Below are 19,571 nucleotides of genomic sequence, written 5' to 3' on the forward strand. Positions count from 1 at the left end.
CAATTTCTTAATTAAAAAAACTATTCATGTTAAGATTATGACAAGTCCACTTACTACAAAATATTTATTAAAATTAGCTCATGATCCCTAGAAGTCTATGGTATCACTCCAATGATACCCAAAAAACAATCCAGCAATACGAAATACTTGAAATAAACAATCCAATAGTTATTTTAGGTGAAGCTGGAATAGGAAAATCCTGCTTACTCGAATGGCTTGGCAGTGTAGAAAACTATGCTTATTGTACTGCTCGTCAATTATTAAATCGTGTTAACCCTCGCTCTGTTCTTGGCGATAATTCTGTATTAGTTATTGATGCCCTTGACGAAATTAGTTCTAAGCATGATGGAGATAGTGTTGATAAGATTTTACAAAAACTTGAAATATTAGAATACCCCAAATTTATTTTAGCTTGTCGTGTAGCCGATTGGAAAAGTGCTACAAGTTTGCAAGCTATAAAAGAACAATATTCAGAACCACCTTTAGAGCTTTATTTAAATCCTTTTGCTCAAAAGGATATGGCTATATTTCTTGAACAAAACTTTAGCACCAAAAGAGCTCAAGAAATTATCACTCACTTTACAGCCAAGAGTCTGGATGATTTGCTAGGAAATCCTCAAACTCTTAGTTTAATTGCTAAAGTCGCAATTAAGGGGGAGTTACCTGAATCTCTAACCCAATTATTTGAACAAGCTATAGAAATTTTAAGAGCAGAACATTCGGAATATAAATCTGAAGCACAATTGCCAAGTGAAGTTTCAATTGACGCAGCAGGAGCCGCCTTTGCCAGTTTAATCCTGACAGGTAATGAAGCTATTTCTAGAAAATCAATTATAAATTTAATTGAAGGTGAACTACCGATAAGTGAAATTAAACAACTTCCTAACACTGAAAAAATCGATCTAGTTTTAGGTTCACGCCTTTTTCGATCAAATGGAGCAGAACGTTTTACTTACATTCATCGCCGAATTGGTGAGTTCTTGGGAGCAAAATGGCTAGTAAAACTAGCTGATACTAACAGAAAACGTAAGCGTCTTTTATCTTTATTCCATAGCCATGAATTTGTTCCGAGTAACTTACGCGGTTTACATTCATGGTTACTAAGTGACCCTGCTTTAGTCTCAAGTATTATTAAAGCAGACCCTATAGGTATTCTTGAATATGGGGATGTTGGAGCCATAACAGTAGAGCAAGCTCAATCTCTACTAAATAGTATTCAAGATTTAGCTGAAAACAATCCTAGTTTTTATAACTTTTATAATAGAAATGGATACAGCATTCGAGCCTTCACAAAGCCAATAATCTTATCTCAAATCCAAAAAATTATAATTCAACCTGATATTCCCTTTGGCTTTAGAATTTTTCTGATAGATGCGATTAAAGGATATCAACTTCCAAATGATTTTATCCAAATATTAACAAACATTATTAATGACTCCCAAAAAGAATTTGCAATACGTAAATCAGCTGGTGAAGCTTTAGCTGTTCAAGAACAATTTATGGATTGGCATAGTATATATACATCCCTATTTCAATTAGGTGATGAGTCATCTATTAGATTAGCAATAGAGTTATTAGATGATACTGGCTATAACAAAACCAACGATGATTTAATTGCTAATCTTGCTATTTCATATTTAAAAATGAATAGTACTACTGTCGGAACATTATGGTATTTACAAGAAAACTTACCTTTAGAACAAATTGAATATGTTCTAAACTTTTTTATTAAGGGCTTTAACACCTTTGATAAAGATGATGATTCAGACATTAAAAGTGAAGCCAAAAATTTTGCATACCGATTGATACTAAGATTTATAGAAAACTATGCTATTACCCCTAAAAAGTTGTGGGAATGGCTTGAACCTTTCGGGTATACATATGGATATCAAGATAAAAGTATTAAAGAGCTAGCAGAATATTTAAAAAGTGATTACATATCAAAGCAAGCGCTACAGTACATGGTTTTGTTGGATTTACTCCACGAAGGAAATATTTGGCAAAGAGCCATATATCTTTCAAGTCGATCTTCAGGCTTAGCTCTTACTACTCTAGATCTAATCTCCATTCTTAAAAAATTATATTTAAAAAATTCGAAAGATATTCGATGGAAAGAAATTGTTCAATTAACACGTCACGATGCAGAAATTGGGAAAGAAGTAAGAGAGGCTGCATTACCCTTCACTCTCAATAGCAAGGATGATCAAACTTGGTTAAATCAAATTTCTGCCATTGAATTAGAAGATTGGCAAATTAAAGACATTGAAAGAAAAAAGCAAAGAGAAATTAATAAAACTGCAGATCGTGCTAAACAAAGATTATTTTACATCCCAAATATCAATCGATTATGCCAAGGTGAATATGAGCTGATACTTACACCAGCTAAAGTTTATTTAGGTCTATTCACTGATATCAGTAAAGAGATCCCTGCACATGAACGTATATCAGATTGGATCGGATCTGATATTTCTGAAGCATGTATGCAGGGTTTTGAGGAAAATTTAATTAAAAATCCACCTGATGTGAATGCACAAGATATTGCAACTATTTTGCCTCAAAGTCGATACTACGAAGCGAGTTTTATCCTGATAGTTGGATTAGCTGAACGTGTTAGAAATAGTAAATATTTTTCTGATCTCCCAGATGAGAAACTAGTAGCTGCTTATCTTTTTCTATCATATCGTCGATATGATGAACACGCGGGAATCAACAACCTTTATACACATATAGTTGAAGAACTTAAAAAAAGAAAAATTTTCAAAGAAGCAATACAAGCTTTTTATGAGCCTCACTTTAAAGCTCAATGCACTTATATTCATGGGTTATCACAATTTATGAGAAAAATAGAATACGCTGAATTAGGTACTGAATTAGCAACAAATTGGTTGAATGAATTTAAAAATCTTAATCATGAGAATGAAAAGGAACTTGCAGATTGTTTACTACACAATGGAAAATTTGAAGAGTTGAAACAGCTCATTCCGCCCTTAGATTTATTAGTAAATGAAGAACGACGAAAATACTGGATATCTGTCAACATACTTATAAATTTTAAAGAAACAATCAATAGTCTAGGAAATCAACCAATTGATAAAAGTTTAATTTGGACTTTACGAGACAGAATAACTGGTCGCCATAGAGAGAATCATTATAAAAATCTATTAAATACCAATCAACTTGAGTGGATTATTGCAACTTTCCGTAAATTATGGCCAAATGCAGGTCAACCTATAGGAGGAACATTTGGGGATACAAACCCTTGGGATGCTTCAAAATTCATTGTTCAGCTTATTAAACTATTAGGTAAAAACTATAGTGATGAAGCTTGTAAAGCTATGGAGCATTTAAAAATATCATTTCTCGATGAATATACAGACTTAATTAAAACAGTACAGTATGAACAAAAACTTATTCGTAGTGAGCATCTTTATATACCCCCAACGATCAATACAATTAAAGCATTTATTAATAATAATAGTCCTCAATCAATCTCTGATTTACAAACAGTCATATTAGATGAGCTAAGTATCGTTCAAGCAAAAGTTATGAGTGATGATGCTGAATCTTGGCGTGGATTTTTAAATGATCAAGGCAAGCCTTTTAATGAAGAACGATGTCGAGACCATCTAATCGGTTTACTTCGCCAAGGTGATAAAACAATCACATATGAACCTGAAGCACATGTAGCAAATGATAAAGAAGTTGATATCACTTGTGCTGTAGGTAATCTTCGTCTGCCAATCGAAATAAAAGGTCAGTGGCATCCTAACCTTTGGATTGGGGCTGACCAACAACTTGATAAATTATATACCACCGACTGGAGAGCCGAAGGTAGAGGTATTTATTTAGTGCTATGGTTTGGAAAAAGAGAAGATAATAAAAAACTAAAAACATTAGGTCGAGGAAAACCTGTTCCTAATTCTCCTCAAGAGCTACTGGAAATGTTAATTTCAAATAATCGATCAGCTCAAGAAAAAAAAGTTAAAATTGTTGTGTTGGATATTAACCATAATAAACTCTAGTGAATATTTACTAGAGTCATATTCACCTAAATTATTAATAATCTGTTCTAGTTATTGAAATGCATCAACATACTCAAGAAAAATCAAAGTCTCCTACTTTGGACGACTTAATCAAGGATAGTAGACTAGAACGACTATTCTCAAAAAATGTTAAACTTTGTTGTGCGCTTCAACTGTGGGTATTACAAGTTAAATGCGATCAATTAATTGAGAATCGTATAGTTTACGGCCGCCTACTTCCTTATAGTCACTTTGATAATACTTGGACTTTCAGCGATAACAACAAGTTTTTTACTATCGACCAAAAAACTAAGGCTAGAGTAACTAAACTTACTTTGTATATTCAAAGTATTCATTGTGCTGATCTCTTAAGATTATTAAATGATAGGCAAACCATTACTACAATTAGCACAAAACTAGGGTTAACAATTCCAGAGAAGTTAGAAAAAGAATTCGGAAAAACCTTGCTATCTCCTACCGATCTGGCTTACCGCCCTGTTGCATATCTTATCAATCGTGATGCTTATCATCATTCACTCTCTAGCCCACATGGAGGAGCTGGAGCATTTAGTGCCTCGATTTCCCAAACTGATAAGGATGTATTATTTCAACTGGGATCTCTATATAGCCCAACGTTAACTAAGATGGTCGTCAAATCCCTTAATGAAGACACGGGTATGGACTTTTCTATTACCGATACCTCTAGATTTGGTGACATAGAATTACTGGTTTTTCCAACATTAGATGATCAGGAACGAAACTTATTAGAAGTAAACTGGATAAACTCGCCACACACTTTAATAGCTACGTTTAATCCCTCACAGGTACCATTCTATACCAGTTTTCAATTTCGTCTAAATATCGAAAATAATAGTCAAATCACTTATTCAACACTCGCTTTAGCAGAAAAAAATGAAGATGGATTATTCGAATGTAAGTTCGAGTTAGATGATAAAATAAGTGCCTGTATAGATAGTACTGAACTAGAAATTTTCGGCTTTCGTGATAACACTTACACACATGGTACGCTATGTTCACGCTGGCAAATTGGTTATATTAGGGAAATCCATTTTCAAAACCATGTTGTTGGTCATAGAAAAGGTCGTTCATTTAAGTTTGATTGGCTTGAAAAAACAGCTCAACAAGCTGACAGACCAAGAGTAGAAACAGCGCTAACAATTAATCACAATAATCAAGATCTTGCTGGTCACGTCGGAGGACGTGAAGTAGATTCATGGGTCCCAACCAACCGTGAAATAGTCACTCTTTTTAAACGGCTACATCCCCAAAAATCGAATGGTCTATTCTGCCTCCGCTGGAATCAAGGTAATAATAATGGTCGTTTACAACTCGTAGAATGGTTTAAGTTATTACTAACTGAATACAAACAGCACCAAATAATTATTTTTGATCCCTATTTTGAAGATGCAGGTTTAGGCCTATTATTACTCTACGCAGTAGCAAAGTCAGACTATATTGTCTTCAGATCAATACCAAAGGCTCCTCCAAAAGATAAACCTCAACGCCGAAAATCAGATAACACGGCTCAGAATGGGATTAATAATCTATTAGCTAATTGTGAACAAAGCCATCACCAGCTAAGACACCTTAAGTTACGCATTTATGGATTGAAGGAAGGTCGTCTACACGATCGCTATATAATAATTATGGGTAGAGATGGTCTTCCAATCACAGGTTTTCATCTATCGAACTCATTTCAAAGGGCGGCCGAAAACCACCCATTACTGATTACACCAATTCCATCAGATACTTTGCTAGATGTAGAAGAGTATGTGTTATCACTGATACAAGAAGCCAAAGTATCACAGAATCAAGAAAATATTGAAAATACCAATATGCGTCTTCTCTTCGACTCTACAGCTTTACCTCCTTCAACACAGAAACGGTACGAGCCATTACTCTTTCTTAATAAACCTTTTGCAGGTGAAGTACTTAGTATTTGGTATAGTGAGCCTACACTACACGGCTTAAACAGTAACGCACTGAAAGAACAAATGACTACCTTAGGCCTACTTGAAGGAGAATCTCTCAATTTATCAACTAGAGTAACAAATTTTCATAACTTTTTAGATCAACAAGCAGACAACTTCAATAACTTCAGCCCAATCTGGGAAATACTTGGAGATATATTTGCTCACTCACATACTAATGACTATTACTTGGAAGAAATTGAATCTGAACATAGTTTTTTAAAATTTCTAGCTCATTTTCTCAAGTTATCATTTAATCGAGAATATATAGAAATAGATAAGAGTTTAACTGTAGTAGACTCCCAATTCTTTACAAAAACCATCGAAGAGTTATTATATAGCCCATATCAACCACACCACTTATTTCACACGACTAAATATTTTGCTTTAACTTGGTCAGAATACTTCGCAATTAAATTCTTATGGCAATTTAATCCAGATGTTCTCTTGGAAATTGCCGAAAAACAAATATTAGATATTCCTACAGACAACCAAAGCTCAAAAATCATACGACTATCCCTTCTGAGCCAAATCGTTAGTGAAATTTCTCTTTCTGTACAAATCAGGATCAGTGAAATACAACTAGATCAATTGCTTAGTAGTAGTAACGCCTTATTCTACTGGATGGGACTACATGCTATTCAAATACAATTAGAAAAACCGAATGGCCTTTCCAAAGCTATATCATTGATAACTAACTTTACAACCGCCCATCAAATACAAGCCCTTGGCTGGATGATTAATCATACTGCTAAAAAATCAGAAAATACCGAAACCTATAAAGGTCTTATCACAGCATTACATAAAATTTTACCGCCCAAGATTCCCAAAGATGAATTAAAAAGCTTAATTGACTCAATGCGCGGCCATATGAAACAACTGACTTGGGCAGAACCTTGGTTATTCCAAGATATCATTTCTCCCCTACTAGAAAATGATCGTGTTAACGTTGATAATGCCTGCGAGATTTGGACTCAAGAACTGATTTCAATGCTTGAGCCAGAATGTCCAAATACATCTTTATTATTTGACCAAGCACGAGAAGGCCAAACAACTAATATTTGTGCATTCCTCATGGCTCATAGCAGCCCAGAGCAACAGCAAAGTAGTCTCCAATTGATAAATAAGATTTTGAACCAACAGAAAAGGATTATTCAGCAGCCTTTGGCTAGCACTTCAAATTGGGCACGATGGGATAAGGCATTGAAGATTTCATTATGGATATTAGCCTTCTGCAAATGGTGTGAATACTACCTATCTAAATCTAATCTAAGGAATAATGAATTAGAAAAGCTATCCAAGAATGCTTGTAAATTAGCCGAAGCTAGACCAATCAGTGAATGGAGAATTGAAACTTCTGATCAATCTTCAGGGATTATAGCATTCCTTAATCAAGGAGAATCTCTGTTAGCTTCAATCGATGAAACAGAAAGTATTTCTTAAAAAGAAAAATTTCCAGCTATATAGTAAGGTGCTAATGCGTACTAATTTAAAAATGGTATTCAACAAACCACTTTTAGGAAAATGACAGCATATCTGTCGCGTGACGTGGTGTTATAAAAATTCAATTACGATAATTAAAAATAATTCTCGTAATCTAAGGCTGATATCACTTTTGTATATCAGCCTTTTTTATTGAAATGAATATTAGGGTGTCACTTTATTATGCTTTGTTATTGAAAAATGACGCTATTAAAAGATCACATACGATCTTGTAGAATATCCTACTTATAGGATGATGAAAATTTCAAGTTATATGATATCTAACAATTTAACTAAGATCATAATTCACTTAGCTAATTTTTTATAACTATCAAAAAATTAATTCATCAAAGTACATCTTTATTAGAACTTTTTACTCACACTCAACTAACGCTTAGTTATTTTAAGTGTCTAAGCGCAATCATCTATTATATATTTAATATCTATTAATAACTTCAAGTATGCCATTCTTAAAAGTTAAACTAGCTGCATTATAGTACATCCAAATCTCATAATATCCTGACCTATTTTCAATGCTTCTCACTGAGGTTGGCTCTCCCCAAGTAGTATTATTAAGTACTTGCCTTTTGGTCATGCCAATTCTTGGATGTATCGGTTTTACCTGTGTTGTTGCAGTTGAAGTAGGAGTTCCATATTTACCCACTGAATATTCTTCAGAAATTATTCTAGCCTGTTGACCTCTAATATTGGCATTTAGCTTAGGAGCATCATATGTTCCTTGAACTGTCTTAACTAACTCTCCTAACCTATCATTAGACACAGTTGAGTTTTGATCAATTAAATCAGCAGATACTGGAAAATTTAATATACTTAAGCATATAAAAATTTGACACTTATTCATTATTTTTTCTCAACTAGAGCTGATGATATCTTAACTCATATCACCACCTTGTCGAATTTTATAAGTCAAATATTTATCAGTTTATTATAACAGCCCCTAAAGATGGGTTATATATGCAGCTTCTATTTCATATTCAACCATGAAGATCATTATCTATTTTTAAATGATTTTTAATTTTTATTATCAAGTTTACATTTATTATATATTTTATAGTTCTTATTCAGTCTTAGCTTCTTATAAATTATGCTTTGATTTATTATATTTTAGATTTTATTTTTTATAATTAAAAACGATATGTTAAACCCATTTTAGCAACAGGTGACCAAGAAACATAATCATTACCTTCTAATTTGAACACTGATTGATTAGGCATTAATCCTTCTATGTTTATACCTTTTACATGAGTAATGTGTGCTTTTGCTTCACCAACATAATATAGTCCAACTTCAGCAAAAGCTCCCCAGTGTTTATTCAACTGTGGAGAAAAACCAAACCCACAGTATGGTGAAATACCTTGTGTATAATCAATATACCCTTTTACATCAAGCGCTTTCTTTTTAGAAAAAAGATTTAACAGACCAGGACGTTTTTCTCCAGGTTTGAAAGTATGATGAATATGATATTTATTATTTACATACCCTACGCCTACACTAGTATATAAAGCGCTTAACCAACGGTTATCACTATTTCCCCATGGATGAATATTGGCATTAAAAAATGATAAATCATTATCTACATTTAAGTCAGTCGTAATCCCTGCGATTTTAAGGCTGTTGTCCCATTGCATATCGCCACCGTTATAACCTAATGCAAAATTAACGGAAGGATGAACATGATAAAGTACAGCTGCCCCATAGCCTGATACTCCGCCTTCTGCTCTTACACTCAATGCCGATTTTGCAAATGTTGTCGTTGTACATAATAAAGTAAGGCCAAGTAATGCTATTGCTTGATGAACCTTTTTCATTTCATTTATTCCTATTCATTTTTATATTTACTCAATTGCCTGTAATGGATTGTCATTTATATTGCAATTGAGCTATGCCCTTTAACATTTTTTATTTGGCTCATACTGTACTTTCTTTAATTTTTATACTGCTGAGCTGGTGCGCTGCATCATCGTTTAAATCCACTAAACTGTCAAACAAATTTTTACGTAAAACAAAAAATTATTTACCTAAAAATAACAATCAATCTTTTAAAGTTTGAATCATCTGCCAAAAATCAATTTTTATGTAGATTTATTAAATAATTTAATCTTTACAATCCACAGGAGTTTTTTACAAATGACCATGAAGTCAATATAATTTCAGCCCATTAGTTCCATTTTGGAACTAAATATTTATAATCAAATTTTTCATTATTAAAATCACGCATACTATGAAACAGCTCACACATCAAATCTTACGTAAACCCTTTTTTGGACGCTTTGAAGTGCCTTGGTCTTGGCCTCAAGCAATTTCCAAACAAGGCTGGGAGTCTGTTTCTATACCAGTCACAGCACAATACAATCTAGCGGGCTATTGGAAGGCAGCGGAAAACGCGAAAGCAACTGTTGTACTTGCCCATCCTATGGGTAAATCAGCAAAAGCCTTTTGGTTACGTTATGGGCATGCTGATTTACTATTGGAAAATGGTTATAACGTCTTAATTTATGATGCAAATGGTTTTGGTGAGAGTCAGGGCTTTTCTTTTGCATACCCAAATGATGTTTATGCTGCTGGTATTTTTGCACAGCAAAAAACACCAAATTTAAATATTGGCTTACTGGGTGCATCCTTTGGTGCTGCATGGGGTCTGTGTTCACTTGCACAAGAACATCATCCGTATAAAATGGCTGTACTTGAAGGTGTATTCCCAACCTTACCTGAGTTTTGGAAGCACTATCCATTTGCTCATGCTGTATTACAAGCTTCAAATATTGTTGTGCCAAAGTTTAATCGGGAACTTAATCCATTAAGAAAATCTGCCCAAATTCAGCATGCACCTCCAATCCTGTTAATGTACAGTGAAAGTGATATCTATACTCCACCTAAGTTTGGACATCGATTAAAAGCAGCATTGGAACCACATACATCGGTACAACTCCAAACAGTCACTCAAGCAGAACACACACATATTTTTCGGGATCAGCCTGAACAGTATCAATCTTATGTTTTGCCATTTCTTGCACAACATTTGTAATTCAGCAGTGACATGGTTTGTTCAAGTAAATACCACAGCAAGCAGAGAAGCTTTTATGTTAAATTAAGCTTCTCTTTCCTTGATAATGAAGCCATGTAGCGAGTCCGCAATGAAATGGAATGAACTAGGTGAAATGAATTGTCCAATTGCACGCAGTCTTTCAATCATGGGAGACCGTTGGACATTATTAATTATCCGTAATGCCTTTATGCGTACACGTCGTTTTGATGACTTTCATAAACAATTAGGAATAACCAGACATTTATTAACCGAACGTTTAAACCGATTGGTTGAGCATAATATTTTGCGTAAAGTTCTCTACCAAGAAGCACCCAAACGTTATGAATACAAACTGACAGAAAAAGGTTTAGCACTATACCCAGTGATTATGGCGCTTACTGCGTGGGGAAATCGTTGGATGAATGAAAACAAAAGCTTTCCCATTGTGACCTATACTCATCAGGAATGTGGTCATAAAACCCAAGCCCTTATGCTTTGCCAGTGTTGTGGTAAACCACTTACTGTACGCAATATTAGCCCAAATTTAGAAATGCCTGACGAGCAATACTTTCAATCTACAGCGCCATAAAAAGCCCAACGTATTGGGCTTTACTAGCTTTTGTTTATTCAGATAAATCAATACACATATATTTAATTTCGAGATAATCGTCTATACCGTACTTCGAACCTTCACGCCCCAAACCGGATTGTTTCATTCCGCCAAAAGGTGAAACTTCATTAGAAATAAGCCCAGTATTCACCCCGACCATACCATATTCAAGCGCTTCGCCCACACGCCACTGACGTGCAGTATTTTGCGTAAATATATAGGCAGCAAGACCAAACTCAGTGTCATTGGCCATTTGGATTGCATCGGCTTCAGTTTTAAAACTAAATAACGCAGCCAATGGGCCAAAGGTTTCTTCACGCGCTACACGCATCGACTGAGTCACCCCAGTTAAGACCGTCGGTGTAAAGAAAGTATTATCTACGCCTAAGCGTTGACCACCAATCTCAAGTTTGGCACCTTTGTCTAGTGCATCTTGAATATGTAATTCAACTTTGGCAATCGCATCTTCATCAATCAATGGACCTTGGGTGACACCTTCTACTCGGCCATCGCCCATTTTAAGTTTAGCCACTTCTTCAACTACGCGCTGACTAACCGCAGCATAGATCCCTTCTTGAATATAAATACGATTGGCACAAACACAAGTTTGACCACTGTTACGGTATTTACTGGCCAAAATTCCCTTCACTGCTTGTTCAACATTGGCATCGTCAAATACGATCACGGGTGCATTACCACCAAGTTCAAGTGAAAGTTTTTTAATGCTTGATGCACATTGACGCATCAAAATACGCCCAACTTCAGTTGATCCAGTAAAGCTAAGTTTACGAACTATATCGCTTTCACAAAGCGCTTGCCCCACATCTGCTGCATCACCACTAATGGTGATCATTACATCGGCAGGTAAACCCGCTTGCAATGCTAAAACCTCTAAAGCATAGGCACTTAATGGTGTTTGCTCTGCAGGTTTGATTAACATTGAACAACCTGCAGCCAATGCTGGTCCAATTTTTCGGGTGATCATTGCCGCTGGGAAGTTCCACGGCGTAATTGCAGCAGTAACACCAATGGGCTGTTTTAATACCAATAAACGTTGTTGAGTTTGTGCAGAAGCAATGACATCACCATCAATACGGCGAGCTTGCTCTGCAAACCAACGAATAAATGATGCAGCATACTTAATTTCACCGCTGGCTTCCGCTAACGGCTTCCCTTGCTCTGCTGTTAAAATTTGTGCCAAATCATCTTGGTGTTTTAAGATCAATTGATACCATGTCATCAACAAATCGGCACGTTGTAAGGCACTAAATTGCTTAAACTTAGCTTGTGCTTGCTCTGAACGTAATATCGCAGCCTCAACAGAAGCACGGCTATGCTTTTTCACCCAAGCCAGCACAGCACCACTTGCGGCATCATGAACTTCAATAACCTCACCTTTAGGTGCGGCAAAAGAAATATCTGGATGCTGAAGTAAGTAGTGAAATTTTTGATCAATCATGTAGTCATGTCCATTGTCTTTGTTGTAACTTCAGCAAAACATGCTTTTAAAATATTCAATGCAGTTTTAAATTGAGCATCAGGAATAGTTAAAGGATATAAGAATCGGATTACATTCGCTTTACGCCCACAAGACAACAATATCAAGTTTTGACGCATAGCAACATCTTGAATTGCTTTGACTTGTTCAGCCGTTTCTAATTGTATTGCAACCATAGACCCTAAACCGCGCACATCTTGAACAAACTCATATTGTTGCTTTAAATCTCTGAGTGTTCCAAGCAACTCTGTACCAAGTTTGACTGCTCGTTCACATAATTGTTCTTCTTCAATAACATCAATAACTGCATGTGCTGCAGCTACAGCCAATGGATTACCTGCATAAGTTCCCCCTAACCCACCTGGATTTGGTGCATCCATAATTTCAGCACGCCCCACTACACCAGAAATCGGGAACCCACCGCCCAAACTTTTGGCCATTGTAATCAGATCGGCCTTCACATTTGGATGATGATCCATAGCAAACAATTTACCTGTACGTGCAAAGCCAGTTTGCACTTCATCAGCAATCAGTAAAATTCCATGTTGATCACAAATTTGACGTAGACGAATCATTAATTCAACTGGCGCAACGTGAAATCCTCCTTCACCTTGTACCGGTTCAAGCACAATCGCAGCAACATCATGCGCGGCAATATCAATATTAAAAATATCTTCTACACTCGCAATTGCATCATCCACAGTAACGCCATCACAAGCAACTGGATAACGCGCATGAAACACCCCAGCAGGCATTACACCAAAATCACGCTTATATGGCGCGGTCTTACCTGTCATTGCCATGGTCATAAAAGTTCGGCCATGAAATGCACCACCAAAGGTAATGATGCCATGACGCTTAGTTGCAGCACGGGCAATTTTGATGGCATTTTCAACTGCTTCTGCACCTGTGGTAAATAAAGCCGCTTTCGCAGGTGCTTTTACAGGTGCACGGGCAATAATTTTTTCAACCAATGAAATGTAGCTTTCATAGGGCGCAATTTGATAAGCAGTATGGGTAAATTTGCCCAATTGCTCACTTACTGCAGCAATCACTTTAGGGTGACAATGCCCAGTATTGAGTACGGCAATCCCTCCAGCAAAGTCAATATATTCATTGCCTTCTTGATCCCAAAGTGTTGCATTTTCTGCGCGTTGTACATACCACTGACACATCACTCCTACACCACGTGGAGTAACTGCTAATTTACGTTGATTTATTGCTGAGTTCTGCTTGTCCATAAGAATGCCTCTGTGTATTGCTTTATTGCTGTAAGTTATATATTGCATTTTTGATTGATCCAATGTGGCACTTTACGGCTAAAAAACCAGTGCCACTTTTATGATTTAATTAGGAGCCAATTTTCTATCTTTGCTTCAACAATGCCGAATACTGTGCAACCCCTTTGCAAAAAATTAAATTAAAGCATAATTTTAAAAAACCAGACAACCACAATAAACCATTAATATTTATATATTTAATTTTAAAAATAAAATATTTATTTAACTAAAAAATGAGGTTTTACAGTTAAATCTTAATCAATTTATTTGACAGTCTAAAAAAAACATAATACATATATTGTTATATGTAATATTTTAAACCATGGATAAGGAAATTTAAAATGACGACCCCAAAACTCAAACATTTTATTAATGGTCAATACAGCGTCAGCCCAGACAGCGAATATTTTGATTTGGTTAGCCCAGTGAACGCCAAAGTGATTGGCTCCTCACCGAATGCAACAACTGCTGATGTTGATGCAGCATATGCTGCTGCTAAACAGGCTTTTAATGTATGGGGCCGTAGCACCCCTTCTGCACGACAAAAAGCTTTATTACAACTGGCTGATGCCATTGAAGCCAATGCTGAGCGCTTGATTGAAGCACAGAGCCGTAATACAGGTCAGTTGAAACACTTAATTGCATCAGAAGAAGTTGCCATCTGTGCAGATCAAGTTCGCTTCTTTGCAGGTGCAGCACGACAACTCAATGGCACAGCTACTGGAGAATATCTCGATGGCTTTACATCAAGTATTCGCCGTGAACCTATTGGTGTAGTAGGCCAAGTTACTCCATGGAACTATCCACTTATGATGGCGGTTTGGAAGATTGCCCCTGCACTTGCCGCTGGTAATACCGTAGTCTTAAAACCGAGTGATACCACGCCTGAAAGTACTTTAGTACTCGCAGAAATCGCAGCACCATTTTTTCCACAAGGTGCCTTTAATGTAGTGCTCGGCCGTGCCGATGTCGGTGCTAAAGTCGTCTCACACAAAACCCCAGCCTTAGTCTCTATCACAGGCTCAGTACGAGCAGGTTTACAAGTTGCTGCTTCAGCTGCAACCAACTTAGCCAAGGCACATTTGGAACTTGGTGGTAAAGCACCTGTTTTGGTGTTTGAAGATGCAGATATCGATGCAGCAGTTGAACACATTGCCATGACAGGCTACTTCAACGCTGGACAAGACTGTACTGCTGCAACTCGAGTCATCGTTTCAGAAAAAGTTTATGCTGAATTTTTAAGTAAGCTGATCAAAGCAGCTCAAAACACTCGCTTTGGTGATCCAGATGATACCGAGGCACTCTATGGCCCGCTCAATAATGCTAACCAACTGGCTCGCGTCAAAGCTTTTATTGCTGATTTACCTGCACACGCCAAGGTAGAAACTGGAGGAAAACAAGCAGACCGACCAGGATACTACTTTGAACCTACAGTGATCTCAGGCTTAAAACAGCATGATGATGCAATTCAAAATGAAATCTTTGGTCCAGTCATTACGGTACAAAGTTTTAGTGATGAAGCAGATGCTATCGAAAAAGCCAACGATGTTGAGTATGGCTTGGCCTCAAGTGTTTGGACCAAGGATCATGCCCGTGCTACACGCTTATCATGTGTACTTGACTTTGGTACAGTGTGGATCAATACACACATTCCGCTGACTGCTGAAATGCCACACGGTGGATTTAAAAAGTCAGGCTATGGTAAAGACCTATCTGCTTATGGTTTCGAAGAATATACCCGTATTAAGCATGTCATGAGTGCTCATCAATAAAAATAATTCACAAATTAGGAGTTTACTCATGCAAAAACAAGAAATTAAAGCACTGGTCTGTAAGGCTCATCACGAGTTGTTTAACCTACATGACACTAGTGCATTAACACGTTATTTTTCCAAAGATTTTATCGAGCACTCTCCTTTGGTTGCCGATGGTCTAAGTGGTCTTAAACAGTTGGTGGAAGACTGTCCCCAACTCATCCATGAACCGGTTCGTGTGTTAGTCGATGGTGATTTGGTTGCACTACATGGGCGCTATCAACATTTAGATTCCCATCCATTGGTTGGTTTTGATATCTATCGTGTTCAGGATGGAAAAATCATTGAACATTGGGATGGGCTTGTTGCAGAAGCTGCGCCCAACAGTAGTGGTCGCAGCCAATTAGATGGCCCAACGGAACTGCTCAGTAATCAAGATATAGCCGCGAATCGTGCGTTGGTTCTGCGCTTTTTTCAACAAGCATTGATTGATGGCGATTATGAGGCCTTTAAACAATATAGCGATGGTGAACACTTTTTACAGCATAGTCCAGACATTGGCGATGGCATCACCGCTGTAATTGATTTCTTGAACAAAATCCGAGATCAAGGCCAAGGTTTGCTATACTCACGTACACATCGTAGCATCGCTGATGGTCAATTTGTTTTAACGCATTCTGAGGGCAGCATTGCTGGCCAACGTCATGCTTATTTTGAATTGTGGCGTGTTGAAAATGCACAAATCGCAGAGCTTTGGGATGCCATTTTGGCAGTGCCAGAAGATCAAGATGCAGTTCATCGTTATGGTGTATTTTAATTTGTTCTAATTGGATCAAGCGTGGTCTTTGGCCACGCTGTGTAGAGAGTTCACTATGTCAGCATATACCATTATATTTGCACCCATCGGTCAGGCAACACGTTCTGAACAGGTGGTTGAACGCTTGGAAAATGCGATTATCTCGGGCTTGCTGAAAAGTAGTGAACAACTTCCTAATGAAGCCGATTTGGCACGTCTGATGGGAGTCTCGCCAATTACAGTACGTGAAGCCTTAAACACCTTACGTGTTAAAGGTCTAATTGATACACGACGTGGCCGTAATGGCGGCAGTTTTGTCTGTGAAATCCCCTCAGACCTACGGCAAAAACAGCAGCCTTTACGACAGGTTTCAACCGAATATTTGGCTGATTTGGGAGAGTTTCATTGTGCGATATTAACGCATAGTGTTCACTTAGCAGCACAAAGAACCACACAAAATGAACTCGACAAAGTTGCTGAGTTGATTGAACAATTTGCTCAAGCCGAACAGGCAGATCTCCGTGCTCAATTAGATTTACGCTGCTTGCTCACGCTCTGCTCATTTGCACAGTCCTCTCGACTTGCTCATCAGGAGCTCAGCATACAAGCAGAGTGGGCACCTCTAATTGCCATTATTTATCAAGATGATGCTTTCCACCAGCAGATGCTACAGCAGTATCAACACTTAATGAGTAATTTAAATCAGGGTAATGAGGAGCAATGCGTGCTACAAATCAGAAAGATGATGAGCATGCTTACAGATCAAATGTTACGTTATAAATTATCCATGCAATAAAAATATTGAAAGACCCAATCAAAACAGTAACAGCATTGGTCAATTCATATGGAATTTAGGAGTTACAGGAATGACCCAAAATCTATATATCACGCAACTACAACAGTTTCTCAATCAACTGATTGATGAAACCATGTCAACGGCTGCAGGATTAGCACAAAAATCAAGTCAGATTATTGACCATTCCCATATACAACAAAATAAGGGGGTTAAGCTTTCCAGCTTAGAGCGAACAGCAATACAACTGGAAATTCAATCGGCCTTACAACAAAGCCATTCCAGTCATGGTATTGGGTTTGCAAGCTATAGTCCAACCACCCAAATTGAACAAGATTATTGGACGCTTGAATGGTGGTACAAACAGGAAAATCAATTACAACAAGCCCAATTTGAAAACTATCAAAATACCCAACGTTTTCTCGATTTCCGTTCATTTGAATGGTTTCAACTCCCTGCAAAAACGCAACAACCTTATGTGCATGGGCCCTATGTCGACTATATCTGTAATGATGCTTATACCATCACCATCGCCTACCCTGTTATGCAAAACAACCAGTTTTTAGGGGTCATCGCGATTGATATATTGGTGGCAACACTTGAACAAATGATTTTGCCGAAACTTAAAAACATTGAGCAAAAGGCTGTAATTATTAATCAAAATTCACGTGTCATTGCATCCAATGATGTCAGCATACGCACAGGTACATTATTAAAAGATCCACCCCAGCCGCATACATATCATGCAGCTCAACATCCAATTCAATTGGTTGTTTTGTCTTAATAAGTTGATGTTTACACTGGGCTATACCTAAAACAACAACTTAAAATATAAGCAACTATATTTTAATTTTACTTAGGCAATCTCACTTTTTCGGCTGAAGGAATATGCCGTGGGAGCGCTGTGCCTAAAATTAGGTCATTGCCTGCAAATAGAAAACAAAAATGACAGGGATATCAAGATATGTCAGATCAAGCCCCCATCGGTAAACCGTTATCACTCTGGCAAGTCACCATTATTGGTCTCGCCTATATGACACCAATGACCGTTTTTGACACCTTCGGAATCGTCTCCAATATTACACAAGGCCATGTGCCACTGGCTTATATATTTGCGCTAACCGCTATGCTGCTTACTGCATTTAGTTATGCCCGATTTAGCCGTGCATCCAAACAACCTGGTTCTGCCTATAGTTATACTGCGCAGAGTATTGGTCCCAGAACAGGTTTCTTTGTAGGTTGGTGTTCCTTATTGGATTATCTATTGCTCCCATTAATTAATGTATTATTATCCGCAATCTACTTACATGCCCTGATTCCCAGTGTACCTTATGCAATTTGGGCGTTAATTTCTGCCTGCTTAGTCACCTTGGTCAACTGTTTTCGGATTCGTATCTTAGCCAATATTAGTTTGCTCTTTGTATTTGCACCTGTACTCCTCATGTTGGTATTTGTCTATTTGGTCATTACAGGTATAAATCAGCAACAAGGTATTGAGCATGTGCTCACACTACAGCCCCTATGGCATGGCCAAGCTGAATTTTCGACGCTCGTTGCAGGTGCCTCAGTACTGTGCTTTTCATTTTTAGGTTTTGATGCGGTGACCACGCTATCACATGAAACAGCCAATCCGACACGTAATATCCCACGTGCAGTAATATTAACAACCCTGATGGGCGGTATGATATTTTTCACGGCTTCATGGTTTATTCAACTTTATTTTCCAGATAACTCTCGCTTTAAAGACCCATCTGCCGCTTTACCAGAAATTGTGTTTTATGTTGGCGGTGCTTTTTTTCAGTCCATATTCTTATGCGGACAGATTTTAAATACACTTGCCTCTGGTTTAGCCTCACATGCCAGCGCCTCACGTCTTATCCATATTATGGGCAAAGACAATATCTTCCCTAAAAAATATTTTGGCATGCTACATGTACGGCTAGGAACCCCCTTATTTTCAGTCATATTTGTTGGCTTAATTTCTATGCTGGCAATGTTCTTAGACTTAGCCCAAGTGGTCAGTCTAATTAGCTTTGGTGCATTAGTCGCATTCACCGCAGTTAACTTTTCTGTTTTTGTGAAGTTTTATCTGCGAGATCAGCAACGACTAGGTCTGAAAAACAAATGTTTAAACCTATTACTCCCATTAATTTCCGTCATCTGCATCATCTACCTATGGGTCAATTTAGATCGAACATCCCTACTCTTCGGATGTGCATGGCTCAGTATGGGTATACTACTATTTTTCTATAAAGTACTTAAAAAACAAAACATTGTTATTACAAGTGCATACTAATTT

At 37.2% G+C, this 19,571-nt stretch carries 13 protein-coding genes; 9 read left to right on the forward strand and 4 right to left on the reverse strand.

Going from position 1 to position 19,571, the window contains the following annotated elements:
• Positions 1 to 80 precede the first annotated feature (80 nt).
• A complete protein-coding gene (locus RFH42_RS01765; RefSeq protein ID WP_308973791.1) occupies positions 81 to 4,022 on the forward strand; it encodes an NACHT domain-containing protein in 3,942 nt (1,313 codons plus the stop codon).
• 59 nt (positions 4,023 to 4,081) lie between these two features.
• Entirely contained in the window at positions 4,082 to 7,456 is a 3,375-nt protein-coding gene (locus RFH42_RS01770) for a VPA1262 family protein (protein WP_308973793.1), read from the forward strand.
• Positions 7,457 to 7,931: 475 nt separating this feature from the next.
• Here RFH42_RS01770 and RFH42_RS01775 read toward each other — a convergent pair whose 3' ends face one another.
• Positions 7,932 to 8,357, reverse strand: a complete 426-nt coding sequence (locus tag RFH42_RS01775; RefSeq protein WP_308973794.1) for a hypothetical protein — start codon at positions 8,355 to 8,357, stop codon at positions 7,932 to 7,934.
• 283 nt (positions 8,358 to 8,640) lie between these two features.
• Complete coding sequence (locus RFH42_RS01780; protein WP_308973795.1) at positions 8,641 to 9,324, reverse strand: hypothetical protein; 684 nt, start codon at positions 9,322 to 9,324, stop codon at positions 8,641 to 8,643.
• 413 nt (positions 9,325 to 9,737) lie between these two features.
• Between RFH42_RS01780 and RFH42_RS01785 the strand changes: the two genes are divergently transcribed.
• Positions 9,738 to 10,541, forward strand: coding sequence for an alpha/beta hydrolase (locus RFH42_RS01785; RefSeq protein WP_308973796.1), 804 nt, complete (start codon positions 9,738 to 9,740; stop codon positions 10,539 to 10,541).
• Between the two features lie 109 nt (positions 10,542 to 10,650).
• Entirely contained in the window at positions 10,651 to 11,130 is a 480-nt protein-coding gene (locus tag RFH42_RS01790; protein WP_308973797.1) for a winged helix-turn-helix transcriptional regulator, read from the forward strand.
• Positions 11,131 to 11,164: 34 nt separating this feature from the next.
• Here RFH42_RS01790 and RFH42_RS01795 read toward each other — a convergent pair whose 3' ends face one another.
• Together RFH42_RS01795 and gabT are read right to left on the reverse strand one after the other, a co-directional pair.
• The gene (locus tag RFH42_RS01795; RefSeq protein WP_308973798.1) at positions 11,165 to 12,610 is read right to left on the reverse strand and encodes an NAD-dependent succinate-semialdehyde dehydrogenase; all 1,446 of its coding nucleotides are present in this window, start codon (positions 12,608 to 12,610) and stop codon (positions 11,165 to 11,167) included.
• Positions 12,607 to 13,890, reverse strand: a complete 1,284-nt coding sequence (gene gabT / locus RFH42_RS01800; protein ID WP_308973799.1) for a 4-aminobutyrate--2-oxoglutarate transaminase — start codon at positions 13,888 to 13,890, stop codon at positions 12,607 to 12,609. Before gabT ends, RFH42_RS01795 begins: the two co-directional genes overlap by 4 nt.
• A gap of 380 nt (positions 13,891 to 14,270) precedes the next feature.
• On the opposite strand from gabT, the gene RFH42_RS01805 reads away from it, so the two are divergent.
• The 5 genes from RFH42_RS01805 to RFH42_RS01825 all read left to right on the forward strand — a co-directional run bounded on the left by RFH42_RS01805 (position 14,271) and on the right by RFH42_RS01825 (position 19,568).
• Complete coding sequence (locus tag RFH42_RS01805) at positions 14,271 to 15,701, forward strand: gamma-aminobutyraldehyde dehydrogenase (RefSeq protein ID WP_308973800.1); 1,431 nt, start codon at positions 14,271 to 14,273, stop codon at positions 15,699 to 15,701.
• Between the two features lie 28 nt (positions 15,702 to 15,729).
• On the forward strand, positions 15,730 to 16,500 hold the full coding sequence (locus tag RFH42_RS01810; protein ID WP_308973801.1) for a nuclear transport factor 2 family protein: 771 nt from the start codon (positions 15,730 to 15,732) through the stop codon (positions 16,498 to 16,500).
• Positions 16,501 to 16,555: 55 nt separating this feature from the next.
• The gene (locus tag RFH42_RS01815) at positions 16,556 to 17,275 is read left to right on the forward strand and encodes a FadR/GntR family transcriptional regulator (protein WP_308973802.1); all 720 of its coding nucleotides are present in this window, start codon (positions 16,556 to 16,558) and stop codon (positions 17,273 to 17,275) included.
• Between the two features lie 70 nt (positions 17,276 to 17,345).
• Complete coding sequence (locus tag RFH42_RS01820) at positions 17,346 to 18,056, forward strand: PDC sensor domain-containing protein (protein WP_308973803.1); 711 nt, start codon at positions 17,346 to 17,348, stop codon at positions 18,054 to 18,056.
• 180 nt (positions 18,057 to 18,236) lie between these two features.
• A complete protein-coding gene (locus tag RFH42_RS01825; RefSeq protein WP_308973804.1) occupies positions 18,237 to 19,568 on the forward strand; it encodes an APC family permease in 1,332 nt (443 codons plus the stop codon).
• Positions 19,569 to 19,571: the final 3 nt, after the last annotated feature.

The sequence above is a fragment of the Acinetobacter rudis genome (assembly GCF_031157835.1).
In the GTDB taxonomy this organism is placed as follows: Bacteria; Pseudomonadota; Gammaproteobacteria; order Pseudomonadales; family Moraxellaceae; genus Acinetobacter; species Acinetobacter rudis_A.